Raw genomic sequence first — 26073 nt, forward strand, 5'->3', positions numbered from 1 at the left:
TGCCAATATTTACTGAATATGAGGAATTCCACCCCAGGTTTAAACTTGCAACGTCCCCGCAACTTCCTATTTGAAAAAACGCTGAGGCTGGGTTGGGTACTGCCCAGCTTTTTAGGGGTTTTTCTGCTAACATCGCCAGTCCATGCGAACCAGCAATCTTGGCAAAGTGATGTTGAGCAAAACCAGGCTTCTGTGGATCGGGAGACAGCGCAAACGCTCACATCCCAAAACACAGAACAACCGCCCAGTGAGCCGTTTACCGTCGCGGCGGCTGCACAAACTCAGCTTCAAAATATCGAAGTAACGTCAGAGGGGTTGATTATTCGCACCAGTGGGAGAAGTCCAGATATTAATATTAAGCGAAGTCAAAACCGCACTTCGACAACGATTGATATCGCCGGCACGACACTCTCGCCCCAGTTGCAAAGCCGCAATATTACAGTAAATAATCATGGCATCAGCAACCTGCAAGTCATCCAACTGAAAAGCTCACCGCCGGTTGCCCGCGTGATTTTAAATATGAACTCCTATAGTCCAGATGTGCAGGCATCTGCGAAGTCGGGGGGTGTGGTGGTGTGGCCTAGAGGAGGCGCAGCGCCCAGCATTGAGGCGTCTGCTCAACTGGCTACAATACAATCGATTCAGTTAGAAAATAACGGCACGCAAGTTTCTGTCAAAGCCGATCGCTCCCTTACCTTTACGACGGGATGGGATAGAGCAACTGCAGCTTACAAGATCACGATTCCCTCAGCTCAGCTAGCTCAGCAAATCACGAATATTCAGCCACCCGCCGGCAGCCTTGCATTATGGGTGCGTGTTTTGCAGGAAGATTCGCAAACCGTTAGCATCCTTGTGCAACCGGGTGCCGGTGTCCAAGTGGTCGGGGTGAATCAGCCAACTGGCCAATCCCTGTCCTTGGAAATGCAACGTTCACAAGTGGTTCTCCAGCCACCGATGCCGGATGATGATCCTGTGCCGGTGCGACAGCCAACTCCCGTACCACCTAGAAACCCGACTCAACCTGCGCCCTCGCGTCCGGTTCCCAAGGGACGAGTGGTGGTCGCCATCGATCCGGGACATGGGGGACGAGATCCCGGCGCAGTGGGAATCCGAGGTGTGCGGGAAAAGGATATTGTCATAGACATTTCCCGGCAGGTGACGCAACTGCTAGAAGAACAGGGCGTGCAAGCGATTATGACAAGAACAGATGACCGGGAAGTTAGCCTACAAGCGCGTGTGCAGATGGCTCAACGGGCGAATGCTTCCTTATTTGTCAGTATTCACGCCAATGCAATTAATATGAGCCGGCCTGATGTTAATGGCATCGAAACTTACTATTACAGCAGCGGTTTAGGCTTATCTCGCGCGATTCACAAAAGCATTCTTCAGAGTACAGGTTCACGAGATCGGGGGGTGAGACAGGCGAGATTTTATGTGCTTAGACAAACTTCTATGCCGGCAACTTTACTTGAAGTTGGGTTTGTCACCGGCGCGGAAGATGCTGCTAGGCTATCCAATGCCGGTTATCGCACTCAAATGGCACAAGCAATTGCACGGGGCATTCTCCAGTACATTCAACAAGGTCGTTGACAGCCGGTATCGTAGGGGAGAAGCATAAGCGTAGAAAATCTCCGATGTGAGCAAAATATTTAAACGCTCATGCTTCGCCCTTTCTTATGTTTTGCCCTTACAGTAAATAAGCATTTAAATATTTTCCTAAAATAAAATAAATTTTGCGCTCATACTTCTGCCTTACAGTGGATGAGCGCTTAAATATTTTGCTAAGATTACCAAGGTTCTATTCCCACTGTCCAAAAGATGGTTAACCATTTCTTAACTCCTCTATTGATCAAGGACGTAACAAATCATGGGATGATGAGGTGTAGGAGGAATTTTGGGCAGATCTAAAAAATCTTCAAGGTGTATGGTCAAGCCTGCACCGACAAGTTTTTCAGTTTTACTTTAAAATGGTGAATAGTCAAGAAGTCAGAACTTAAAAGGTTTACTTTTGTAAAGAGGAGTAACGAATATGTTAAACTTGCATCAATTTTTAACTAAAATTATTAATGCAGTAAAGGTAAGCCTATTATTAATAGTATTTTTAGGAGTATCTTCACTGAATGTAGATGCTGTTTACGCACAAAACTTCAGTAATAATAATATAAATTTTCCTGAAATTCACTTTTTTTCTGAGAATGCTCAACTTAAATTTTCTGATAATGCTCTAATCAAATCAGATGCCCTTTTAAGAATTGATAAAGGAATTGAAGCTCGTCTTTTTGAGTACCAAACAGATCAATCTAAAAACTTACCGCCCGATAGTCAACTTTTAAATGCTGGTTTAGAAAAAGCAAGTCAGAGTAAGTTTGAGGAAGCAATAACAATTTATACACAAGCTCTCCAATTTAATCCTAATTTTGCTAAAGTTTATGCTAGTCGAGCTTTTGCTCGGTCTCAGGTTGGAGAGTTAGAAAAAGCATTTCAAGATTATAATAAAGCTTTGGAAATTGATCCAAATTTAGTAGAAGCTTATATCGGACGCGGAAAGCTTTATTTTGGACAAGGTGAAAATCAAACGGCTTTTGAAGATTTCACTTCCGCGATTAGCATTAATAACAATTATTATAATGCTTATTTGAGTAGAGGTTCTGTATATTACGAAATGGGTAAATATGATGAAGCAATTAAAGATTTCTCTGAAGCTATTAGCTTGAATCCGCAATATTTAGATGCCTATATTCAACGAGGCTATGCGAAATTTTACTTCAAAGATTATGAAGGGATAGTAGAAGATTATAATAAAGCAATTAAATTAGATATCAACAAACAAGAATATGTAGCTTACAATAATAGAGGATTGGCTTTCTTTTCTTTAGAAAAAAACCAGGAAGCTTTGAAGGATCTGAACCAATGCTTGAAAATAAATCCTCGTTTTCCTGATGCCTATTATAATCGAGGATTGGTTTTAGAAAGGTTAGGGAAATATAACGAAGCAGTTTCCTCTTATGATCAAGCTTTACAATACAAACCTGATGATTATAATTCATGGTATATGCGAGGAAGTGCTTTAGTTAAATTAGAAAAATACGAAGAAGCATTTGTCTCCATTGCTAAAGCTTCACTATACAAACCGTTAGAAAAATACGAAGAAGAAGTTTCCTCCTTTGATCAAGCTTTACAATCCAAACCTGATGACTCTCAAGCGTGGATGGGGCGAGGAATGGCTTTAGCTGTTTTAGAAAAATACGAAGAAGCAGTTGACTCTTATGATCAGGCTTTACACTACCAACCTGATGATTATGAAGCGTGGGATCTTCGAGGAATGGCTTTAGCTGTTTTAGAAAAATACGAAGAAGCTGTCTCCTCTTACGATAAAGCGTTGCAGTATAAGCCTGATTACGATGAGGCATGGTATAATAAAGCCCGCATTTATGGATTGCAAGGAAACTTATCATTAGCGGTGGAAAATTTGAAACAAGCCATTACACTCAATCCACTATACAAAGAGGACGCAAAGACTGATAAAGATTTTGATTCAATTCGAGAACAGCCTGAATTCCAAAACTTGCTTCAGTCTTAGGATTTTTTGAGAAGTTGGGGAGAGGAAATAGCAAAAAACTAAGCTTATACTTCCTCCCTACAATTCATTTCTCACCGACGAATCCAGCCATTAATCGTAAATCGACTGTCTGTAAACGCTTGGGAAGGACAACTCACCGGCAGCACTTCGTGCATATACCGGCTCAGGAAAAACACAATACTATTGTTGCGCGGTTCAATGGTTTTAAAAGACTCTGCTTTCACATAATAATTATTCTCAACTCTGCTGTCATAAATCACCAACTCGCCCCCAGAAAAAGGCTTGGGTTCCCGATAAAAATAGTAAACATAGGTGAGAAATCGGGTTGCCGTATCTGGACTGCCACTATCGTTATGAACTTTGTAAAAATTTCCATCATTGTGAGCGGTTAGCTGTGCCTCGATTTGCGAGACAGTAAATGCCGGCAGCGAGAGTTTGCTCAAGACATCAGGCAAAACTGTGTGAATTCGTTTAATAATCAGTTCAGAAAACTCAGGAAACGAGTGCAGCACCCAAGAACGCCGATAATCTGCCGCGCCGGTTGAGGTGCTTGTCGGCACAAATTCTGACTCTTTTTGGAAAACAAATTTGAGCAGTTTTTCCTGTTCTGCCGGCAGGATAAAGTTATCGAGCTGCACGCACTCAGACGGGATAAAATTTGAAGCAACCGGACGCGCCGGCGGCACTTCTGGAGGAGCCGGCACCGGCGCTTTCTGCTGCACAAAAATGGGCGGTTCTGTGACAATCCCAACCAAATGATCGCTGGGAAAACACAAAGCCGAATGCCCTTCATCTACGGGAATTTGAAACAATATTGCAGAAGCTTGATTCTGGGATCGGTTGACCAGAACTTTTAATAAACTTTCCAACAGGGGGGAGTCGGACTTAAGCCATAAAATATACTCGTGTCCGCCACTTAAAAGCAGTTTAACTTTGACATCCATAGACTCAGATCGCTGGTAATCAGATTCCATAAAAGTTGTCAATGGTTAGTTTTCAGTGGTAAGGGCGAGTTGTGTAACTAGATTGTCTAGAGAAGTCAACTCGCCCCTACTGCTGATGAATTAATGCAAAAAGTGACGCACCCCTGTAAACACCATCACCAAGCCTAATTCATTGGCAGCTTTGATAGAATCGCTGTCTCGCAAGCTGCCTCCAGGCTGGGCAATTGCCGAAATACCGGCAGCCGCTGCTGTGCGTACCGAATCATCAAAGGGGAAAAAGCCATCACTAGCCAGAACACCGCAGGTGGCTTTTTCACCGGCTTGTTCTAGGGCAATTTTAACCGAACCCACGCGATTCATCTGACCCGCACCCACACCCACTGTTGTGCGCTGGCGAGTTACGACAATTGCATTAGATTTGACGTGTTTGGAAATCTTCCAAGCAAAGAGCAGTTCGGCGAGTTGGTCTTGCGTCGGTTGCAAATCCGTCACAACTTGCCACTGTGAAGGGTCTTCTACCGCATCATCAGAAGCCTGCACCAAAAACCCGCCCGCTATGGCTTTGAGAGTTTCCTGAGGGCCACTGTGCAAGTCTGGCAGCAGTAAAACTCGCACCTTAGACTTGGATTTGAGAATTTCCTCTGCATCTGGATCGCAAGCCGGTGCCACCACGCATTCTAAAAAGGTCTGGGTGAGTGCAGTGGCGGTGCGGGCATCAATAGGCCGGTTCAGGGCGACAATACCGCCGAAAGCGGAGACAGAATCGGCACTAAATGCCTTCTCATACGCCTCGACTAAGCTGTTTCCCAACGCAACGCCGCAGGGATTGGTGTGTTTGAGAATGGCAGCGGCTGGGTCACTTTCCGGGCCGGCAAATTCAGCAATGATGCGCCGTGCCGCTTCTAAATCGACTAAATTGTTGTAACTGAGTTCTTTTCCTTGAACTTTGACCGCAGATGCCCAGCCGGTTGGGTTGCTTCCCACTTGATACCAGGCTGCCGGCTGATGGGGATTTTCGCCATAGCGTAGGGGTTGCAACTGCCGGCCTGAAATTGAGAACTCTTGGGGTAGTGAAGATTTCTCCGCTTCTTCTTTGCTTTCCTGCTGTCCGGTTAAATAAGCGGAGATAGCCCGGTCGTAGGCGGCTGTGTGTTCAAAGGCTTTCAGTGCACATTTTTGTCTAAATGTCAAAGAAGCTTCGGAATTATTCTGCCGCAATTCTTGCAAGTATTCGTTATATTGAGCCGGATCGCACAGAACCGTCAGATAGTTAAAATTTTTCGCAGAGGCTCGTAGCAGAGTTGGGCCACCAATATCGATTTGCTCGATTGCTTCTGGCAAGGTGACACCGGCTTTGGCAATTGTTTGCTCGAAGGGGTAAAGATTGACGACAACCAAATCGATTGCTCTGATATCGTTCGCTTGCAGATCGGCGATATCTTCGGGGAAGTCCCGACGTGCGAGAATGCCGCCGTGAATTCGCGGGTGCAGTGTTTTGACGCGTCCCCCTAAAATTTCAGGGGAGCCGGTGTAGTCAGAAACTTTCGTAACCGGCACTCCAGCGTTTTTAAGGGCAACTGCCGTCCCGCCACTGCTGATCAGGTCAAATTGAAATTCTTCTACCAAGCAGCGGGCGAGATCGATTAAGCCGGTTTTATCAGATGTACTCAGCAGTGCTAGACGTGCCATCGTTGAGAATCCTTTGAAAAATCAGTGAGCAACCATGCCTTTCTAAGAATAGATCCAAGCTTGTTGGTTGTGTTAAAGCTTGTCCTTGCTTTAGTTGCTCACTGCCACTGCTGTCGGCAGCCCGTAGATTCTCTGAGCCGGCAGGTTAAGCGGGCACTCTATCAAACCCTAAATTTTTCTATTACACCCGATTTAGGATCGCTGTATAGATAAAGCGTTGAGAATTGAGAGCTAAAAAATTTCTCAATTCTCAATTTTCCCGGCTATTTTAGGACAGTCGGCTCAATTGGGTACTCACATCCACAACTAACATTTGACCCAACTGCAGCAGCCGGCGCAGTTGCCCAAGGTCAGTTATCTGTTCTGTTTGCAGCCAGTTGAAGTACAATTCCTGCGCCCGATCAATCTCTAAACCGAGATTCAATTGCCGGCCTAGTGCAATGATGCGCTCAATGCGTTGAAAATCCGCCTCAAATGTTGCACTCGCCCCATTTTGCAGCAACTCCCACAAAGAGCGCAACACTAGCTGCTCCAAAGTTTGCTTAACTTCCGGCAGATTTAACCGGCAGCGCAGGTGGTTTGCTTCCGTGGCGATTGCCTCTAGTTCTGCTAAATGACTCAGCCCCAGATGCCCCTCATTGCTTGACCCATCGCTAATTTCATGGTAAAGAGCCTTAGCTTCTGTGAGGCAGCGATGGCCCAAAGCAATCTCTGCAGCCACCTGCAACTCTTGGGGAACCGGCAGTTCATCCCGGTGGAAGCCCATCATCACGCCATAATTATCCCGGTAAACCTGGGTATAGAGCTGGTCTAGCCGCATCAGGGTTTCCTGACTTAGCAGGCGCATAATCCGGTGCCGTTCCTCGGCAAACAAGTCCCGCAGGCTAAAAGACTTACCATCAAAATACTGGTTCATCCCCAGAATCACATGAGCTGCACTTGCTTCTTGCAGTGCACCAAATAGTTGCTCCTTCATCTGAGTGTAAGCCCGCCGGCCCGCGAACGGCTGTATGCAGCAGTGGAAATCCCAGCCGCCCAAGTGTAATACCGCAAACACCAGTTGCACACTTTCCTGGGTAATCTCTGAAATTAGCTGCAACTGACCGACTGCAAGTGTCAGCGATCCCATACGCTGCAATTGGTAATCTTGCTGATGCGTGGTGTAGCAATAAACCCGGTGGTGTTGGGGATAGGCGGTAAATAACCCGCTGATGGCGTAGTGCGCCGCCACTTGTTCCAAACTAATTTGGGCAGTCAGAACTAAATGCCGGTAGATAGCCGCGCCATCTTTAAAAAATTCAACGTTACTGGGCGCAAAAGCCAGCATTTCGACAAACTGCTGTTCTAATTGCACACCGGCAATATCGCCGGCAAGTTCAATCGCACGGGCGGCATAGCGAAGAATCTGCACGCCTTCTGGACGGGATAGTTCTTCAAAAAACCAACCGCAACTGGTATACATCAACAGCGTGTGGCGCTGCATTTCCAATAGTCGCAGGGCGTCCACTTGTTCTGCCGGCGCAAGTGGGTGGGAATGGTGACGCGCTAGGAACCGCTCAACATTTTCCAAGCTGCGATCCCGAATCACTTGAATATACTCATCCCGCGCTAGCCAGGGATCGCGGAAGAACCGGCGACCGGCTTCTTCATAAACCTCAGAAAGCCGATCTCGTAGCCAATCTAGCGCCACGCGCAACGGACGACGCCATTTTTGATTCCACAACCCGCCGCCGCCGCAACCGCAGTCATCCTCCCACCGGCTAACACCGTGAGAGCAACTCCATGCGGTCACTGGCTTGAGTTCCACTTCCCAAGCCGGGGAGTTCAGGCTGAGGTAATGCGCGAAGTTTGTCACCGTCCAACTACGCCGGGGAAATTCCTCAATGAAGGCGTAGGCGAGGCATTTTTCAGTTCCTCCCTTGTGGTGGCCAAAGGTTTCGCCATCGGTGGCCACAGAAATCAGCTGACTAGGCCGGTGATCCCCATGTATCGCTTGGCCTAGGCGGGCGGCTAAGTGATGGGAATTACTGAGGACATCATTAAACCCCATATCCCGCGAGATCGGCCCATCGTAGAAAAAGATATCGATGTAGGGGGTAGAGTCCGTAGTTTGGGTATCTAGGGATTCAGCGCCGTTCTCACTGCCGGCAGATACACTGCTTGGTTTCAAATAACAGCGATAGGGACGAGTGGGATCAATTTGACCACCGCCAACCTCGTGCCATTGCGTCACCGGCTGTTCATCTTTGGGGATCGTCCGGCAGCGTTGTGCTTGAGAAGGTGCCAGAACAATAAATTTGATCCCCTCAGCAATTAAGACTTCTAAAGTGGCATAATCAACCGCCGTTTCAGCCAGCCACATTCCTTCGGGATCACGGCCAAATCGGGATCGGAAGTCTTCTTTACCCCAGCGAATTTGGGTGTATTTATCCCGTTCATTTGCCAAAGGCATAATGATGTGGTTATAAACTTGAGCAATCGCATTGCCATGACCATTTAAACGTTCGCTGCTTTTGCGATCAGCTTCTAAAATGCGCTGATAAACTTCTGCGTCATGGCGTTCTAGCCACGTCATCAAGGTTGGGCCGATGTTAAAGCTCAAATACTCGTAGTTATTAACGATCCCCACGATTTCGCCCCGGTCATTCAAGATGCGCGCAAAGGCATTGGGACGGTAGCATTCGTGGTGAATTCGTTCGTTCCAGTCGTGGAAAGGTGCCGCACCGGCTTGCAGTTCAATCGCGTCTAAGTAAGGATTTTCCCGGGGTGGCTGATAGAAATGACCGTGAACCGTGACGTAAACACCTGTCGCCGTTTGTTGGGGATCGTTCTCTGGTGCGTCATTGTGCGTTACCAGTTGGTTCAGTTCAGCAACAGTGGCGGATAAACTACTGGTTGCTGCTTCTTGCTCACTCAACGAATTGACTGAAGCAGCAGCGCGTCCCAAAGACGCAGCCTCAGAAGGAGAAGCCATGCCATTACACCTAATTTAAAGGACAAAAATTGCCGCACAACTCATACAGACAGACTGCTTAACTGCAGCTTTAGCTCAATCTGAACTGACTGGAGTTGGGGATCGAAAGGATTTGTGGAATTTACAACAAGTTGACGGGGTAGAAAGCCTCAGATAGTAGATATCTGGGTCGTTTGTGCCATTTGAGAAGCGGATAAATTTCTCCAGAGTTAATGGCGAAAAGTGCCAGGAAGCGCTGCTGATACAACAGCCCAAAACGCTTTATTTTCGATTGAACCTTCTCGCCGATTTTATTGAAAAAAAAGATAAATGCTTCATCATGAGATTTTAGCACTCTATTGTTGTTAGCCTGGTTTTGTTAAAAATATCCATATTTCCTTAAGAAGATTTATGTTTTGTTAAGAAAATGCTCAATTTTATTCACTTTGGCTGATTGCAATCGCTGGAAATTGTGTTCTAAGAAGCTGAAACGCTTTCCTATCATGGCTTTTACAAATCTATCCCCTTGTCCACAGCCCCGACCACTCTTTAATTAACCCAACACTGGGAACTCACCACTCACCACTGAGGACTCAGGACTCAGGACTCAGGACTCACCAAGCCACTGCAATAGCCACTATCCTAGAGTCTGATTGCCACGATTCAGAATGAAACCAATCGTCATCAACTGCTGACATAGCATACTGAAAACCTGTTTGACTTAAATGCTCAACACAAAAAATGTCTTATCAGCCTTGTTGCTGTTTGTCCCGATTTCCATTGCCGCCCATTTCCTAGACTGGGGATCGTCCGCTATCTTCATAACCTCTGCGCTGGCGATCATCCCCCTCGCTGCGTGGATGGGGACTGCCACTGAAGAAATTGCTGTTGTTCTTGGCCCCACTTTGGGCGGTCTGTTAAACGCTACTTTTGGCAATGCCACTGAATTGATTATTGGCATTATCGCCCTCAACGCCGGATTGATCGATGTTGTCAAAGCCAGTATCACCGGCTCGATTATGGGCAACTTACTCCTGGTAATGGGCCTTTCCATGCTGTTGGGTGGCCTGCGTTTTAAAGAGCAGACGTTTCAACCAATTGTGGCCCGCTCCAACGCCTCTGCGATGAATTTGGCTGTGATTGCCATGCTGCTGCCAACCGCGATGGGTGCCACAGTTCCCGGCATCCCGGAAGTGACGCTTCAGCGTCTCTCTGTCGCCGTCGCTGTGGTGCTAATTTTGGTCTATGGGCTAACGCTGCTGTTTTCGATGAAAACTCACACCTATCTCTATGATGTGGGTTTGGCAGAAATGGACCCGGCAGATTTAGCGGATGCCAACCTAGCACCCGATGACAGTGAAGGAGAGGTGAACCTGCCGCTTTGGATCGGGGTACTCTTAGCCGCTACCCTAGTCGTTGCGGTTGAGTCTGAATTGTTGGTTGAGTCCCTCGAAGAAGCAACTTCCGCGCTAGGACTGACGGCACTGTTTACCGGCGTTATCCTGGTTCCGATTATTGGCAATGCTGCCGAACACGCCACAGCCGTTACGGTGGCGATGAAAAATAAAATGGATCTGTCTGTCTCTGTGGCAGTGGGATCAAGTTTGCAAATTGCCTTGTTTGTTGCGCCGGTGTTGGTGTTAGCCGGCTGGATATTTGGCCAACCGATGGATCTGTACTTCAAACCGTTTGAACTGGTGGCAGTGGCAGTGGCAGTGTTAATTGCTAACTCGGTGAGTTCCGATGGCCGATCTGATTGGCTGGAAGGCACCCTGTTGCTAGCCGCTTATGCAGTTTTGGGACTTGCGTTCTATTTCCATCCGGTCATTGAAGGAATCGGTTAAGCTAAGGTTCTAGATCCCCCGAACTGCTGTGATTAATCAGGTGAAGGGGGATCTGCGGGGTGGTTTTTTTTCAGAAAGCCGGCAACCCAATTTCACCGGCTTTTTTGAAAGCAACCGCACCAAAGAATCAAGACTTTGCCAGAGCCTTTCAATGTCAAAAAATAGATATTCCCCTGGCATCTATGACTTACTGCATTAATCCCAATTGCCCAAAGCCTCAAAATCCTGAAAACTTGCTTTTTTGCCAAAGTTGTGGTTCTGATTTGCTTTTAAACGGGCAGTATCGGGTCATGAGTATTTTGGGGGAAGGGGGTTTTGCTAAAACTTATGAAGTGAGTGATTGCGGCACGCCGAAAGTGCTAAAAGTGCTTTTCCTCCATCAGGAAAAGGCGATTTCACTGTTTCAGCAAGAAGCGCGAGTTTTAAGCCGGTTGAATCATCCTGGAATTCCGAGAGTTGAATCCGATGGTTATTTTACTTTTTATCCCAAAAATAGCGACCAGCCTGTATATTGCCTCGTGATGGAAAAAATAGCAGGGTTGGATTTAGAGGAGTGGATGAATGAGAGAAATCATCAACCCATTTCTGAAGCCTTGGCTATTAACTGGTTAAAAGAACTGGCAGAAATTTTAGAGCGCGTTCACCAGCAAAATTATTTTCATCGAGATATCAAGCCGGCTAATATTATGCTGCGATCTTCTGCGGATTCCCTGAATACAGGGCGTCAGGAACTGGCATTAATTGATTTTGGCACGGCGAGGGCGATTACCGCTACAGTTCTTGGAGGCCGGCACAATGGGACGCAAATTTTTTCAGCCGGCTATTCACCCATTGAACAAGTGAACGGTCAAGCGGTGCCGCAATCAGATTTTTTTGCATTAGGACGCACTTTTGTTTATTTACTCACCGGCTTGCTTCCTAGCGATCTGCCGGTGGATGCCGATACAGGCGATTTAATCTGGCGAGATCGGGCAAATGTCTCGCAGCCAGTGGCCGATTTGATTGACAATCTGATGGGTTTGTTTCCGGTTAATCGGCCTCAAAATGCCCAAATTATTTTACAGCGGTTAGCAGAAATAGAAGGCGCTTTAGATCAAGTTCAGTCCCCATCTGCAAAGGTTAAATCTGCTAGTGGCAGCCACAACATTCAACCAGCCAGTTATTCGGCTGCCGGCTTTTGGCCGCGTTTTGCTGCTTATGTGATCGATAGCACGACTGTCACGCTTGGAGGAGCTATTATTGGCGGATTTTTAATTAATCATGTCTATAACCTGATTCAGGAGCCTTGGCAAGCTTTAGGCGTATTTTTAGGAGCAATGGTGCTAAGCGCATTGGGAACGTTTGGCAGTTTTTTCGGCTTGCTAATTGCGGCACTGGCAATTGTGGGATCGGGAAAATCTTTAGGGGGAGTGGATTCAGTTTTGCTCGCTGTAGTCTTAATAGGAATTGGGCTAAAATGGCTTTATTTTACGGTGCTTGAATGTTCTCCGCTGCAAGCTACCTTGGGAAAAAGACGCTTAAAACTTGTTGTCACAGACGCTCAAGGAAAACAAATTTCTTGGGGACGCGCGAATCGGCGTTATTGGAGTAAAACCGTTTCTGGATCTATTTTGTGTATTGGATTTATTATGGCCGGCTTTAATCGCAAAAAGCAAGCGCTGCACGATATCATTGCCGATACTCTCGTTTCTAAAAAAATATAACAAAATTAAGAAACAGACGTTTACATTGTGGTTGGGAGTAAAGAAAAAGGCAGAGCCAATTTTGAAGTATTGAACACCGGGAAAATTCTAAAAAAATCCGAAACAGCAGCAAGGTTAACTTACGCCACAGAATTAACAGGTGTTTTCTAAGCAGATAACTATAAAAAAATAAGGTTAATTCTCTTCAGTTTTTATGAATTTTCTACCGATAAAGTGGAAAAATAAACTTTAAGTCTTAAAACTGAAATGCGACTTGGGGATTGAAGACTGTTGCCGGAAGCATGGAGCGGAGAATTTTAAATTTCTTATGGGAAAAGAGGGGAAAATGTTACTTTCATCACCGGCTCGACAAGTGCTATACTAGATATGCATAAAACGCCTTGTTTTTCTCCCCTAAAAGTATCGAATAGAGCTGAATAAGGGCCGGCAGGGCATTTAAGCATCAAATAGGCTTGCGGGTGATCGTCAAAACAATACAGTGAATTGTTAAAAAAAGCGGTAAAACAAAAACAAGCAAAATGCACCGGCAAGCGCTTCAACACCTACCGCAATCGGCAAGCTGAACAAGCGTCAAGGGTATTTTTGGTTAACTATCGCATACCATACTGATATTGATTGCTTGGCGTGACCCTACAGTGATCCCGCCAGTCTCGCAAGTTATAGTGTTCTTGAGCCTGTCCTCTGAATCTGGGTGAGCTAGCTTCCGTGAGTTTTTGCCTCAATCCCAAATGCCCCAATCCCTCCGATCTGTCGAACAATCACAGAGACGTTTGCCGTCACTGCGGCTCAGAGTTGGTCGTGCGAAACCGTTATCGGATCGTCCGACCGCTTGGAGGCGGAGGCTTTGGCAAAACCTTTGAAGTTGACGATCAAGGCACCTTAAAAGTCTTAAAAATTCTTTACAAGAATCATCCCAAAGCCGTAGAACTGTTTCAGCAAGAAGCCACGGTGTTGAGCCGGTTGCAGCACCCAGGAATTCCCACAGTAGAACCCAATGGCTACTTCACCTTTTTGCCCCACAATTTCAAAGAGCCATTGCACTGCTTAGTGATGGAAAAAATTCAGGGCTTAAATCTTGAAGAGTGGATGAAAGAACGCGAAAACAAACCACTTAGCCAAGAAGAAGCCCTGGACTGTTTAAAAAAAATTGCAGAAATCCTGGATAAAGTCCACCAGCAACAATTTTTTCATCGGGATATCAAACCACTCAACATCATGCGTCGGCCTAATAGCCAGCTGGTGTTAATTGACTTTGGGGCTGCTAGAGAAGTGACCTCAACCTATCTTGCAAAAGTCGGTCAGGGGCAAAACGTTACAGGCATTGTTTCCCCAGGCTACACGCCACCCGAACAAGTGAATGGCAAAGCCGTCCCCCAATCGGATTTCTACGCTTTGGGGCGAACTTTTGTTTATTTAATGACCGGCAGCCCCCCCACCGCATTTCCAGAAAACCCCCGCACAGGTAAGTTAATTTGGCGAGAAAAAGCCCCACAAATTAACCTAGAATTTGCCGATGTCATTGATTACCTGATGGCTCCATTCCCGGGTAATCGGCCTCAAAATGCCCAAATGATTTTACAGTGTTTGGCAGATATAGAGCCGGGGAGTTCATACAATCCACAAACCGGCTTTTCCAAACCCCGCTTTTACAGCGGCAACAGCAATTTGCTGGGGCGTTCTTCCCGAGAAATATCTACTTCCAAACAAGGCTCCACAGCCTCTAAAAATCGCCAAAAACAAAAAGCCGGTCAATATAAAAAACTATTAATTCGTACCGGCGCACTAGCACTGCTGTTCCTTGCCAGCACCCAACTTTTCAGTTATTGGCGCTACGGAAACTTCCCCGCCAACCCTATCCGGGTGCTTGCCAGCATCCCCAGCAGCCGCTTTCTTCAAAAAAGCGTCAGTAGCCAAGTTGGTCATGTCAATGCCATCACCATCAGTCCCGTTCCAGTGGGAGCGAGAAAGGCAAGCAACTTTATCTTTGCTAGCGCCAGTTACGGAACGCTTAGACTCTGGGAAGAAAACACCGGCAAACTGCGGCACGCCTTCTTTGATGCCCATTCTAATGCGATTGGCGCACTTGCCATGACCCCAGATGGCAAACTCCTTGCCAGTGGCAGTACCGACAAGACGATCAGGCTATGGAATCTTGAGAAAAACTTTCGGATACGCACGATCCCAGCTCACGCCGGCTCAGTCAACGCCCTAGCCATCAGCCCAGATGGCAAAACCCTGATTAGCGCTAGTGACGACAAGACGATCAGACTGTGGCGTTTGCCAACCGGCAAGCGGATACTCACGATCCCTGCTCATGCCGGCCCTGTCAATGCTCTAGCCATCAGCCCAAGTGGTGAAATTCTTGCTAGTGGCAGCGATGACAATACAATCAAGCTTTGGGATCTGAGTACCGGCAAACTGCTCAGTACCTTTGTGGGGCATAAAGGATCGGTTCATGCGCTCGCCATCAGTCCAGATGGCAAAACCCTCGTCAGTGGCAGCGCAGACAACACTGTTAAGCAGTGGAATCTAGGCACCGGCAAGCTACGCAGAACTTTGGAAGGGCATTCTAGCAGGGTTCGGTCGCTTGCGATCAGCCCGAATGGTAAAACCCTCGTCAGTGCCGGTGACACGATCATGCTGTGGAATCTCAAAACCGGCAAACACTTAGAAACTTTGTTAGGGCACGCTAACTATGTCAGTTCAGTTGCGATCACGCCTGATGGCAAAACCCTAATTAGTGGCAGTCGGGATCAAACGATTAAGATTTGGCAGATGCCGTAGGGACTCGGAGCTAGAGGGGGAGAACCAACTTGAGATCAAAAATAGAATTATGAAATTGACTTTTAACGATTAATCTGGAATAGAAAATCAGTCGCTTCACCCGCAGTTAAAGGCTTCGAGAATAAATAACCCTGCATTTCTTGGCAGTGGAGACTTTGCAATAAATTCTTTTGGGCTTGTGTTTCTACACCTTCCGCCACCACGCAGAAATTGAGGGCATGACCGAGGGAAACAATTGCTTTGACAATGGCACTGTTATGGGGATCGCTTGTCATGTCCCGCACAAAAGCTCGATCAATTTTAAGCGAATGAAACGGGAAGTTTTTTAACCCACTGAGGGAGGCGTGACCGATGCCAAAATCATCCATTGAGAGGCAGATTCCCATTGCTTTGAGTTCGCCCAGTGTGGTGCGCGTGAAGTCTGAATCTAGCATTGCTGTATTTTCAGTAATTTCTAACTCCAAGTATTGAGGTTCCAAACCCGTCTGTTCTAAAACCTCGGCCACCATTGCCACTAAACTTGGTTGCTGAAACTGTCGGTTGGAAAAATTAACTGCCACGCGCATTGCCGGCAAACCGGCTTTCTGCCAAGCTTTATTTTGGGCGCAAGCTGTTTGCAAAACCCACTTCCCCAAGGGGATAATCAAACCGTTCTCTTCAGCTAAGGGAATAAACGCTTCCGGCGTCATGAGGCCCCGTTCTGGGTGCTGCCAACGCACGAGCGCCTCCATACAGGTAATTTCGCCGGTATTTGTGTTTAACTGCGGCTGGTAGTGAACGAGAAATTCTCCACGCTCAAAGGCAAGGTGCAAGCTATTATCTAAAACCAATAATGCAGAGGCTTCTGCATTCATACTGGGGGTAAATATTTGGTAATTATTTCGGCCCCGTTCTTTGGCGCGATACAACGCCGTATCTGCATTTTTAATTAACGTTTCAGCATCTTCCCCATCATTTGGATAAAGGGCAATGCCAATGCTGCAAGTAATGTAGAGATGGTGCCCTTCTATCTCAAATGCCGGCTGTAGAGAATCAATAATTCTTTGAGCAATATGAAGCGCGTCCTCTAGGCAATTAAGGTGAGGCAAGAGCGCGATAAATTCATCTCCCCCCCAGCGAACAATCGTATCTCCTTCACGTAGACAGCTTTTCAGGCGTTGGGCGGCAGTTTGCAGCAATTGATCGCCGACTGCATGACCCAAGGTGTCATTAATAATTTTAAAGCGGTCGAGATCGAGAAAAATGATAGCCAGTTTATGCCGGCGATTTGCGGCTGTTTCCAGCGCTAAAGTTAGTTGGAGATCCAATAGCTGCCGGTTGGGTAAGCCGGTGAGCCGGTCATGAAGCGCTTGGTGGCGGATTATTTCTTCTTGCTGATGGCGCTGGAGTGCGCCGCCGATACTTGCTGCGATCGCTACCAAAATAGATTCTTCACTTTTAGACCAACCGCGCTCTGTGTGGCAATCGTCGAAGCCGACATAGCCCCAGCATTCATTATTGACCGAAACCGGCACCATGAGAATTGAGACAATGCCATCTGCCTCTAAACGTTCTCGTTCGCCGGCTGGAAAGTCTACAGCGTTGCCACTCATCGGCTGATTGGCTGAGAGTGAATCATACCACCGGCACAGATGAGTGTTGTAAGCAAGATTTTGCCAGTGAGGTTTGTTGAGCATTGGCTCGAACAACTCTGCCACCCATTCAAAGCGCATACTCAGTGCCGGCTCACCTGTAACGGGATGGGGATGGTTTTGGCAGATGTAAACCCGATCAACGCCGGCAGCCATTCCCAGCGTTGCTAAAGCTTTGACAATTGCTGAGCCGTGGTTGGTATCTGTGAGCAAATAATTCATCGCTTCGGCGACGCCTTGAAGCAAGTTGTCGCGTTTGACGAGTTCTGCTTCGGCTTGCTTGCGCTGGGTAATGTCTACAACCGTACCTTCATATCCCAGCAGTGTGCCGCCGGTGTCTCGAACGGCGCGAGCATTTTCAGAAATCCAGATCGTGCTGCCGTCTTTGCGATAAATTTCTGACTCAAAATCTAAGACGGCATCTCGCTGTTGTAAAAGCCGGCTGAACTGTAATCGCCGGTCAGGATTGACGTAGAGTTGGTGCTGAATATCTGTCAGGGTCGCCATCAACTCTGCCGGCGAGTCGTAGCCATAGATGCGAGCCAGCATTGAGTTTGCCGTGAGGTAACGCCCTTCGGGTGTAGTCTGAAAAATTCCTTCAACAGCATTTTCAAAAATGCTGCGATACTTTTCTTCTGCTTGTTTTAATGCAACTTCTGCCCGTTTGCGTTCTGTGATGTCTTCTTGGACACAAACCCAATACTTTTTTCCTGACATTTCCAAAGCGCTAATATGAGCATAAGTTGTGAAAACTGTTTTATCTTTTTTGAGGTTATTAAATTCTCCCAACCATGAGCCTTGTTTGTTCAACTGCTCGATAATTTTAACCGTGAGTCTAGCATTTTCTGACAGTTGGTAAACATTGAGAGTGGAAAAGTGTTTTCCTTGCAATTCACCTCGTTCATATCCAAACATGGCATCGAAGGCAGGATTTGTAAAAGTAATCATGCCATTTTCATCGGTGACACTGACGCCTTCTGCCATGCTTTCTAGGACTTGAGCTTGAGCTTTGAGCGCTTCTTCGGTTTGTTTGCGTTCCGTGATGTCAGTGATAAATCCTTCGAGTGCTAGAACGTTACCCATATTGTCAAATACGCCACTCCCTTTTTCCCACAGCCATTTTTCTAACCCTGACTTAGTACGAATTCGATATTCAACCACATAAGGTTCCTTTTTAGCAATTGCCATTTCAATTGCTTTAAGAACGTTTGGTAAATCTTCAGGATGAGTGAGATCGCTATAGGAAATGAGCCGGCTTTTCCCGGCAAGTTCTTCGCTGTGATATTCAATTAGGTTAAAGACACCCTCAGAGAGGTAGTTCATCGACCATTCAGAATCGCTGGCGCAGGAGAAGACAAAGCCGGGTAATGTGTTGATGAGGTGAGCCAATTTTCGCTGGCTTTCTCTAAGGGCGTCTTCGGCTTGCTTGCGCTGCATTAGGGTGCCTAGTTGGGCAGCGACGGCAGAAACGAGTTCTACCATGCGCCGATCTGCTGGGCAAGATTCAAACGTGAAGAACACGAGGACTGCCAGGACTTGATCGTTGGCGATGATCGGAACGCCCAAGCCGGCTTTAAGTCCCCAACTCATTGCCAACTGGGCACGCAGAAAAATTGATTCCGATTCAATTGAAACATCCTGATGCCACTCTGGCTGTTTTGAAAGCCACACGCGTCCGGGCAAACCAATACCTTTGGCAAACCGTAAGCCTTCGCTGATTTGGCTAAACCTCAAAAGCTCGTTGGTGCTGATGTAGTAAGCTGGGCTGCCATACAGGGCGGTTGCGTCTGGGCTGGGAATCCAGGCTTCGCCATAATTCCAGCCGGTGGCTTCGCAGCAGTAGCGCAGGGCAATGGCGAGGGCGTTTTGAAAGTCTTCGGCTGCGGCGATTGCCAAGGCGATGTTTTGCAAGAGTTGGGCTTGTGCTTCCACTCGCCGGTACTCTGTCAAGTCTTGACACAAGCCGATAATTTGAGTAATTGTGCCGTCTTGGCTGAACACCGGCGAGAGTCGAGTAGCGAGGTGACGGATTTTGTCACAGATGTCGCCGGCAGGATCTTTGCGAGTGTCAAAGATTGCCTCATATTCAATTGACTGACGTTGCTCAAGACAGTCTCTGAGGTGTTTTGTGGTTGTGCCGGCGATCCCCTGTGGCAGGCATTCTTGCAAGCGAAAACCGACGGGATCTTCGGTCGTTACCGACAGCATTTGTCTGCTGGCGGGATTGGTGGCAACAAAGCGAAATTCGGGGGCTTCCGCGCAGGCTGTATCCTCACAAGCGTTTGAGGCAGCATTAGCCGGCTGAACATCCACGATAAATAGACCGTCTGACGAGTGTTGTAAGACAGCCCATAATGGGTTCGCGTGTTCGTTAAGAACACCCTCGTTATTCTTGTGTTGACCCACAGCTTGCCCCGCTACTTGTGTATGGGACATTTTGGTGCTGATACTTGTTCAAAACGCGATAAGTGTTTAACCGGGTCTTTAGACTTTAGCTCAACCGGCCTGTGCTTTTCAGCAGCCATTTACACAGAATCGCGAATTAACTGGGCACTTAGGCGCGAGGGGGAGAAAGAACGACGGCTATCGATAATCTTTTCTGGGAACGGATTAGAGAGAGAGGGAGAAAAGCCAGGTTGGGGTTATAGGCGGCTTGGGGAACTGGTGTCACAGCAAAGCCGCCAAGCTTTTAGACAAAGAACCGCTCAAAGCTATGCAGGATTAAGCAAAATAGGCTTTTTCACGGTTCCCGAAATGTCCTAGAGTTAAAGGGCAGTGTTACCTCTAACTTCCCTGAATTATTAATTTATATTTCGCAACTCAACTTCAAAAAAAATCTAACAATCGCGCTTCCATGCCAGTCATACCGCATCCCGCTCATCTGTTTCAAGACTCCAAGGCTCTGTATCAGTTCCTTTTTGCTTGTCAGCAGAAATCCATTGAGAAAAATCAGATACAAATTGTTAGTATTTCGCTGGAAGTCCCACCCCTTGATCCCTTGGCAGTTCTTCACGAGATTAATCAACCAGACAAAATTCATTTTTACTTTGAGAAGGGACGGGCGCGGGAAGCCATTCGCCCAATTTTGCGAGACGGAAAATTAACTGCGAATGGCGATGCTATTGCAGCCATCGACGCAGCTCTGCATTTTACCGCAGAAGGGCCAAATCGATTTTCCCGCGCTCAAGAATTTATTCGCACTTGCTTAACGAACACGATTACTGCCGGTGCGCTACACTTGCCGTTTGCGGGGCCTCACTTCTTTTGTAGCTTCACATTTTTCGAGCGCAACCGGCCTGAAGATTCCTCTTTTCCCGCTGCAACTGTGTTTTTACCGCGCTGGCAGATTGCCCGCCGTAACAATCGCTGCGTGATTGTGGCAAATTTAGCGGTGGATGCTAAGGCCAATTTAAAAACATTATCGACTCACTTACACAACCAGTTGCAAAAGATTATTATTTTAACAAACTATGAATTGGTTGACTGTTATGATAAAAATGGAAATTTCATAGAACAATCTATCAAACATGAAGATCGCTTCAAAAATTCGGTTTTAGCGGCTTTAAATTCGATTCAAAGCGAACAGTTTAACAAAATTGTTTTGGCTCATACAATAGATGTCATTTCAAAAACCCCTCTCAATTTGATTCATTCTCTGAATAAGCTGCGAAAAAATCACCCAGATTGCTATATCTTTTCCACCGGCAATGGAAAAGGTCAAAACTTCATTGGAGCCAGTCCAGAACGCTTGGGAAGTATTCAGAATCACGTGCTAGCAACAGACGCCTTAGCCGGCTCAGCACCACGAGGCAAAACCGCAGCAGAAGATGCCAATTTAGCAAACGCTTTACTCAACAGCGAAAAAGAGCGCCGCGAACATCAAGTCGTGCTAGATTTTATTGTTCAACGTTTGTCTCGTTTGGGGTTAAAACCCAAACTGTCACCACCGGCACGCCTGCTGCAACTTTCCAATATTCAGCATTTATGGACACCTATTCAAGCTCAAGTGCCGGTGGATGTTTCTCTGCTCGATATTGTCGCCGAACTTCATCCTACCCCAGCCGTTGCCGGCGCGCCTAGAGACATTGCCTGCGAAGAAATTCGCCGCTACGAAACCTTTGAGCGTTCCCTTTATGCCGCCCCCTTGGGTTGGATAGATCATCAAGGCAACGGTGAATTTATCGTCGGCATTCGCTCAGCCACAATAGAAGGCAATCGCGCTAAACTTTATGCCGGTGCCGGCATAGTTTCTGGTTCAGATCCCGAAAAAGAACTGACTGAAATTAAACTAAAACTTCAAGCCCTTCTAAAAGCATTAATTTAGAAGAGGGGCATGGGGGATGGGGCATTGGGCATTGGGAATTAAGCTTTTGTTGTGGTAATTCACCGCACATCTGTGTATGCCAGCGACACGCTGCGCTACCATCTGCTGTCAATAAATTCAAATTTATCAACTTTTAAAATACTGATTTCTCAGAATAAAACACATCAAATCGTTAAAATAATCCGTACACATCTGCGTTTATCTGCGTGCATCTGCGGTTCAGAAATCCAAATTCATCAACTTTTACAATACTAATAACCACAAACCCTTCTCCCAAAGAGAAACGCATCAAATCGTTAAAATAATCCGCGCATATCTGTGTAAATATGCGGGTAATAAATCTAAATTTATCAACTTTAAAATACTAATAACTACAAACAAAATGATTGACTTCCGTAACACAAACACCGTCTGGGCTTCCATCTTAGTAGAAACACTACACCGACTAGGATTAACGACAGCCGTTATTTGTCCTGGTTCCCGCTCAACGTCTCTCACAATTGCCTTTGCCCAACATCAACAAATCGAAGCCATTCCCGTTCTTGATGAACGATCAGCCGGCTTCTTTGCTTTAGGAATCGCTAAAAAATTGGGATTGCCAGTTGTACTGGTTTGCACCTCTGGGACTGCCGGCGCTAATTTTTACCCTGCTGTTATCGAAGCAAAAGAAAGCCGAGTACCCTTATTAATTTTAACCGCAGATCGGCCTGCTGAATTGCGGGAATGCCATTCTGGACAGACAATTGATCAGGTAAAATTATATGGTCATTATCCGAACTGGCAGGCAGAGTTAGCCACTCCTTCCTTAGAACTAGGAATGCTGAATTACTTGCGGCAAACAGTGATTCATGCTTGGGAAAGAGCTATTTTTCCGGCTGCCGGTGCGGTTCATCTGAATCTTCCCTTCCGTGATCCCCTTGCGCCGGTTTTACAACCAGAAGCTGAAGCTTTAAAGTCTCAATTTCGGCCTGAAATCTTCTTTGCTAACTTTTCCTCATTCCCTATTATTCACAACAATCCCCTCAGCACGCAGCACTCGGCACTCAGCACTTTAAAACAATGGCAGGAATGTGACAGAGGAATTATTATTGCCGGCACAGCACAACCCCAGCAGCCGAAAGAGTATTGTGAGGCAATCGCGCAGCTTTCTAAATTTTTAAAATGGCCGGTTCTTGCTGAGGGACTATCACCTTTGAGAAATTATGCTGCAATTAATCCTTATTTGATTTCAACTTATGATTTAATTTTGCGTAACCGGCAGCTTGCAGCACAATTGCAGCCGGCAACGGTGATTCAGATCGGTGAATTACCCACCAGTAAAGAATTACGGACTTGGTTAGAAACGATTCAACCCTGCCGGTGGGTGATAGATTCCAGCCACCACAACCTTGATCCGTTGCACGGCAGAACAATTCATCTACATACATCTGTAGAAAATATTGCCATGATTCTGCCTATTACCCATGAAAATGTTGACTTCTTAAACAAGTGGGAATATCTTAAGCTTTGGTGTGATACTGAAGTTAAAGTTAGAGCAACTGTTGACAAAGAAATAGGGGAAATAGAAGATTTAATAGAACCGAAAGCGGCTTGGTTACTGTCTCAAGTTTTACCGCCGGCTACGTCTTTGTTTATTGCCAACAGTATGCCGGTGCGGGATATCGAATTTTTCTGGAAACCTAACAATTCTGGAACTCAACCTTATTTTAATCGCGGTGCTAATGGTATTGATGGCACATTATCCACTGCGCTGGGTATAGCACATCGCAATCAAAGCAGTGTAATGCTAACAGGTGATTTGGCTTTATTGCATGATACGAATGGTTTTTTGTTAAATAATCACTTTGTTGGGCATTTAACAATTATTTTAATTAACAACAATGGTGGTGGCATTTTTGAAATGTTGCCGATCTCTAAGTTTGATCCTCCGTTTGAATCGTTTTTTGCAACTCCGCAAAATATTGAATTTTCTCGAATTTGTTGTACCTATAATGTAGAGTACGAATTGATTTTGTCTTGGTTACAGTTACAGGAGCGATTAAAGTTTTTACCTGAAGCTGGAATTCGATTGTTAGAAGTTAGGACAAGTCGAAAGGCTGATGCGAAGTGGCGGCAGGATCATTTAGGTCAATTTTCAGCTTTTCTCTGAGGCGGCAGGTTTTGGCGATTCTTTTTTAACCACAGATTAATGCAGATGAGTTAAGGGTTGGTGTAATGTCATGGTTTTATTTTTGTTTTAACTTGCATGAATTGATATGATCGCTAAAACAGCTAGAGTGATTTATGGATAATTTTTATAAAGAGATAGTTTTTTATTTAAATCTTGAGCTTAAAATGCAAAATTGCTTCAGACTTGCTCCAATTATGATAATTACGTTAAATTTGATTAAGATTTAAGGGAGATGTTGCTTTCCTTCGTTTATGCCTGACCCCGCATAACTCAGGATACGCGGGCCATTAGGCAAAAATTTGCTTAGTTATCGACCGCAGCACCCAATCTTCGGGAAATACGTGTTTGAACTCATATCTAGAGGCCACCATCTATGAAATCTTCTTGGAGAATCATCTTATTGTGGGCGTTGCCGGCTTTAGTGATTGGTTTCTTCCTGTGGCAAGGGGTTTTTGCCTCTACTGCCATCGATACGGGTAGAAACGCGGCTAACACCCGTATGACTTACGGACGCTTTTTAGAATACTTGGATGCAGATCGTGTAACTAAAGTGGATCTGTACGAGGGTGGCCGCACGGCGATCGTCGATGCGATAGATCCGGATTTGGACAACCGAACTCAACATTTGCGAGTTGATCTACCGGCTAATGCACCACAATTGATCGCCCGACTCAGAGAAAGCGATATCGACTTTGACACCCACCCAATTCGCAACGATGGCGCAATTTGGGGACTTTTGGGTAATTTAGTATTTCCCATTCTGTTAATGGCCGGCCTATTTTTCCTCTTCCGCCGCTCGAATAATGTCCCCGGTGGGCCGGGACAGGCGATGAATTTTGGCAAATCACGGGCGCGGTTCCAGATGGAAGCGAAAACCGGCGTGATGTTCGATGATGTGGCCGGCATTGAAGAAGCTAAAGAAGAACTCCAAGAAGTTGTTACCTTTTTGAAGAAGCCAGAACGCTTCACAGCCGTTGGTGCAAAGATTCCTAAAGGTGTGCTGTTAATTGGGCCTCCCGGAACTGGCAAAACCATGCTAGCCAAGGCAATTGCTGGGGAAGCTGGTGTGCCGTTCTTCAGCATCTCTGGTTCAGAATTTGTGGAAATGTTCGTTGGCGTTGGTGCTTCCCGCGTCCGTGACTTGTTCAAAAAAGCGAAAGAAAACGCCCCTTGTATCATCTTTATTGATGAAATTGACGCAGTAGGCCGGCAACGGGGTGCAGGAATTGGTGGTGGCAACGATGAACGCGAACAAACTCTCAACCAGTTGCTAACAGAAATGGATGGGTTTGAAGGCAACACCGGCATCATTATTATTGCCGCAACAAACCGCCCTGACGTTCTCGATTCTGCTTTACTACGTCCAGGCCGGTTTGACCGGCAGGTATCGGTAGACACCCCGGATATTAAAGGCCGGTTGGAAATTCTTAACGTTCACGCCCGCAACAAGAAACTCGCAACCGAAGTTTCCCTCGATGCGATCGCTCGCCGGACTCCTGGTTTCACCGGCGCTGACTTGGCAAATTTGCTCAACGAGGCTGCTATCTTGACCGCACGCCGGCGCAAAGAAGCGATTACCATGTTGGAAATTGATGATGCCGTAGACCGGGTAGTTGCCGGTATGGAAGGCACTCCCTTGGTAGACAGCAAGAGCAAACGGCTGATTGCTTATCATGAAATCGGTCATGCGATCATCGGCACTGTGCTTAAAGATCATGATCCGGTTCAAAAAGTTACTTTGGTTCCTCGCGGTCAAGCCCGTGGTTTAACCTGGTTTATGCCGGGAGAAGACCAAAGTTTAGTATCTCGTTCCCAGTTAAAAGCCCGGATCACCGGCGCTTTGGGCGGACGCGCTGCTGAAGAAGTGATTTTTGGCGATTCTGAAATAACGACAGGTGCCGGTAATGACTTGCAACAAGTGACAGGCATGGCGCGTCAAATGGTGACTCGCTTCGGGATGTCGGAACTTGGTCCCTTGGCTCTAGAAAGTCAACAAAGCGAAGTTTTCTTAGGCCGCGACTTTACAGCCCGTTCAGAATATTCTGAAGAAATCGCCTCCCGCATTGATGTTCAAGTCCGCTTGATTGTAGATAAATGCTACCAAGATGCGAAGCGGATTATGCGGGAAAACCGAGTCGTCATTGACCGGCTTGTAGAGTTGTTAGTTGAAAAAGAAACCATTGAAGGTGAAGAATTCCGCCAAATTGTTTCTGAGTACACAGATGTTCCTGAAAAAGAACAGTACGTGCCGCAACTGTAGAGTGCTGAGAGTTCGCTAAAACTCTGTGATGGGGGTGGTGCCGGTGCATCATCCCCATTTTTTTTATCGAGCCGGTTAAAAAAACTTCTGCATCAAACCATCAACCTCATCTGCGTTAATCTGCGTCCATCTGCGGTTAAAAAAAACAAAAAATCTAGCGCATCAAACCATCAACCTCATCTGCGTTAATC

Annotated in this window: 12 protein-coding genes; 8 read left to right on the forward strand and 4 right to left on the reverse strand. The window is 46.4% G+C overall.

All coding sequences use genetic code 11. The features are described 5' to 3' along the window. Positions 1 to 18 precede the first annotated feature (18 nt). Together H6F56_RS23150 and H6F56_RS23155 are read left to right on the forward strand one after the other, a co-directional pair. Positions 19 to 1590, forward strand: coding sequence for an N-acetylmuramoyl-L-alanine amidase family protein (locus tag H6F56_RS23150; protein WP_190673493.1), 1572 nt, complete (start codon positions 19 to 21; stop codon positions 1588 to 1590). Positions 1591 to 2029: 439 nt separating this feature from the next. Beyond that, positions 2030 to 3580 carry a tetratricopeptide repeat protein gene (locus tag H6F56_RS23155; protein ID WP_190673496.1) on the forward strand — a complete coding sequence of 517 codons (1551 nt, stop codon included), beginning with the start codon at positions 2030 to 2032 and terminating at the stop codon, positions 3578 to 3580. A gap of 71 nt (positions 3581 to 3651) precedes the next feature. Here H6F56_RS23155 and H6F56_RS23160 read toward each other — a convergent pair whose 3' ends face one another. From H6F56_RS23160 to H6F56_RS23170, 3 genes are all read right to left on the reverse strand, one after another. Further along, positions 3652 to 4554: a 2OG-Fe(II) oxygenase gene (locus tag H6F56_RS23160; RefSeq protein ID WP_190673499.1), complete on the reverse strand. Its 903-nt coding sequence runs from the start codon at positions 4552 to 4554 to the stop codon at positions 3652 to 3654. A 90-nt stretch (positions 4555 to 4644) separates the two neighbouring features. Continuing rightward, positions 4645 to 6213: a bifunctional phosphoribosylaminoimidazolecarboxamide formyltransferase/IMP cyclohydrolase gene (gene purH, locus H6F56_RS23165; protein ID WP_190673502.1), complete on the reverse strand. Its 1569-nt coding sequence runs from the start codon at positions 6211 to 6213 to the stop codon at positions 4645 to 4647. A 268-nt stretch (positions 6214 to 6481) separates the two neighbouring features. After that, the gene (locus H6F56_RS23170; RefSeq protein ID WP_190673507.1) at positions 6482 to 9187 is read right to left on the reverse strand and encodes a DUF3536 domain-containing protein; all 2706 of its coding nucleotides are present in this window, start codon (positions 9185 to 9187) and stop codon (positions 6482 to 6484) included. A gap of 704 nt (positions 9188 to 9891) precedes the next feature. Between H6F56_RS23170 and cax the strand changes: the two genes are divergently transcribed. The 3 genes from cax (at position 9892) to H6F56_RS23185 (ending at position 15497) form a co-directional block, all read left to right on the forward strand. Beyond that, positions 9892 to 11010 (forward strand): calcium/proton exchanger, encoded by a 1119-nt coding sequence (cax, locus tag H6F56_RS23175; protein ID WP_190673509.1) that lies wholly within the window; start codon positions 9892 to 9894, stop codon positions 11008 to 11010. Between the two features lie 59 nt (positions 11011 to 11069). Next, on the forward strand, positions 11070 to 12713 hold the full coding sequence (locus H6F56_RS23180; RefSeq protein ID WP_199313203.1) for a protein kinase domain-containing protein: 1644 nt from the start codon (positions 11070 to 11072) through the stop codon (positions 12711 to 12713). A 798-nt stretch (positions 12714 to 13511) separates the two neighbouring features. Then, the gene (locus H6F56_RS23185; RefSeq protein ID WP_323799540.1) at positions 13512 to 15497 is read left to right on the forward strand and encodes a serine/threonine-protein kinase; all 1986 of its coding nucleotides are present in this window, start codon (positions 13512 to 13514) and stop codon (positions 15495 to 15497) included. Positions 15498 to 15559: 62 nt separating this feature from the next. Here the strand turns inward: H6F56_RS23185 and H6F56_RS23190 are convergent, their stop codons facing one another. Further along, positions 15560 to 19564, reverse strand: coding sequence for an EAL domain-containing protein (locus H6F56_RS23190; protein ID WP_190673515.1), 4005 nt, complete (start codon positions 19562 to 19564; stop codon positions 15560 to 15562). Positions 19565 to 19982: 418 nt separating this feature from the next. On the opposite strand from H6F56_RS23190, the gene H6F56_RS23195 reads away from it, so the two are divergent. The 3 genes from H6F56_RS23195 (at position 19983) to ftsH2 (ending at position 25882) form a co-directional block, all read left to right on the forward strand. Next, positions 19983 to 21452, forward strand: coding sequence for an isochorismate synthase (locus H6F56_RS23195; RefSeq protein WP_190673518.1), 1470 nt, complete (start codon positions 19983 to 19985; stop codon positions 21450 to 21452). A 382-nt stretch (positions 21453 to 21834) separates the two neighbouring features. Next, positions 21835 to 23601, forward strand: a complete 1767-nt coding sequence (gene menD / locus H6F56_RS23200; RefSeq protein ID WP_190673521.1) for a 2-succinyl-5-enolpyruvyl-6-hydroxy-3-cyclohexene-1-carboxylic-acid synthase — start codon at positions 21835 to 21837, stop codon at positions 23599 to 23601. Between the two features lie 394 nt (positions 23602 to 23995). Then, positions 23996 to 25882: an ATP-dependent zinc metalloprotease FtsH2 gene (ftsH2, locus tag H6F56_RS23205; RefSeq protein ID WP_190673524.1), complete on the forward strand. Its 1887-nt coding sequence runs from the start codon at positions 23996 to 23998 to the stop codon at positions 25880 to 25882. The last annotated feature ends 191 nt before the right edge of the window (positions 25883 to 26073 follow it).

The organism is Microcoleus sp. FACHB-672 (assembly GCF_014695725.1).
GTDB lineage: Bacteria > Cyanobacteriota > Cyanobacteriia > Cyanobacteriales > Oscillatoriaceae > FACHB-68.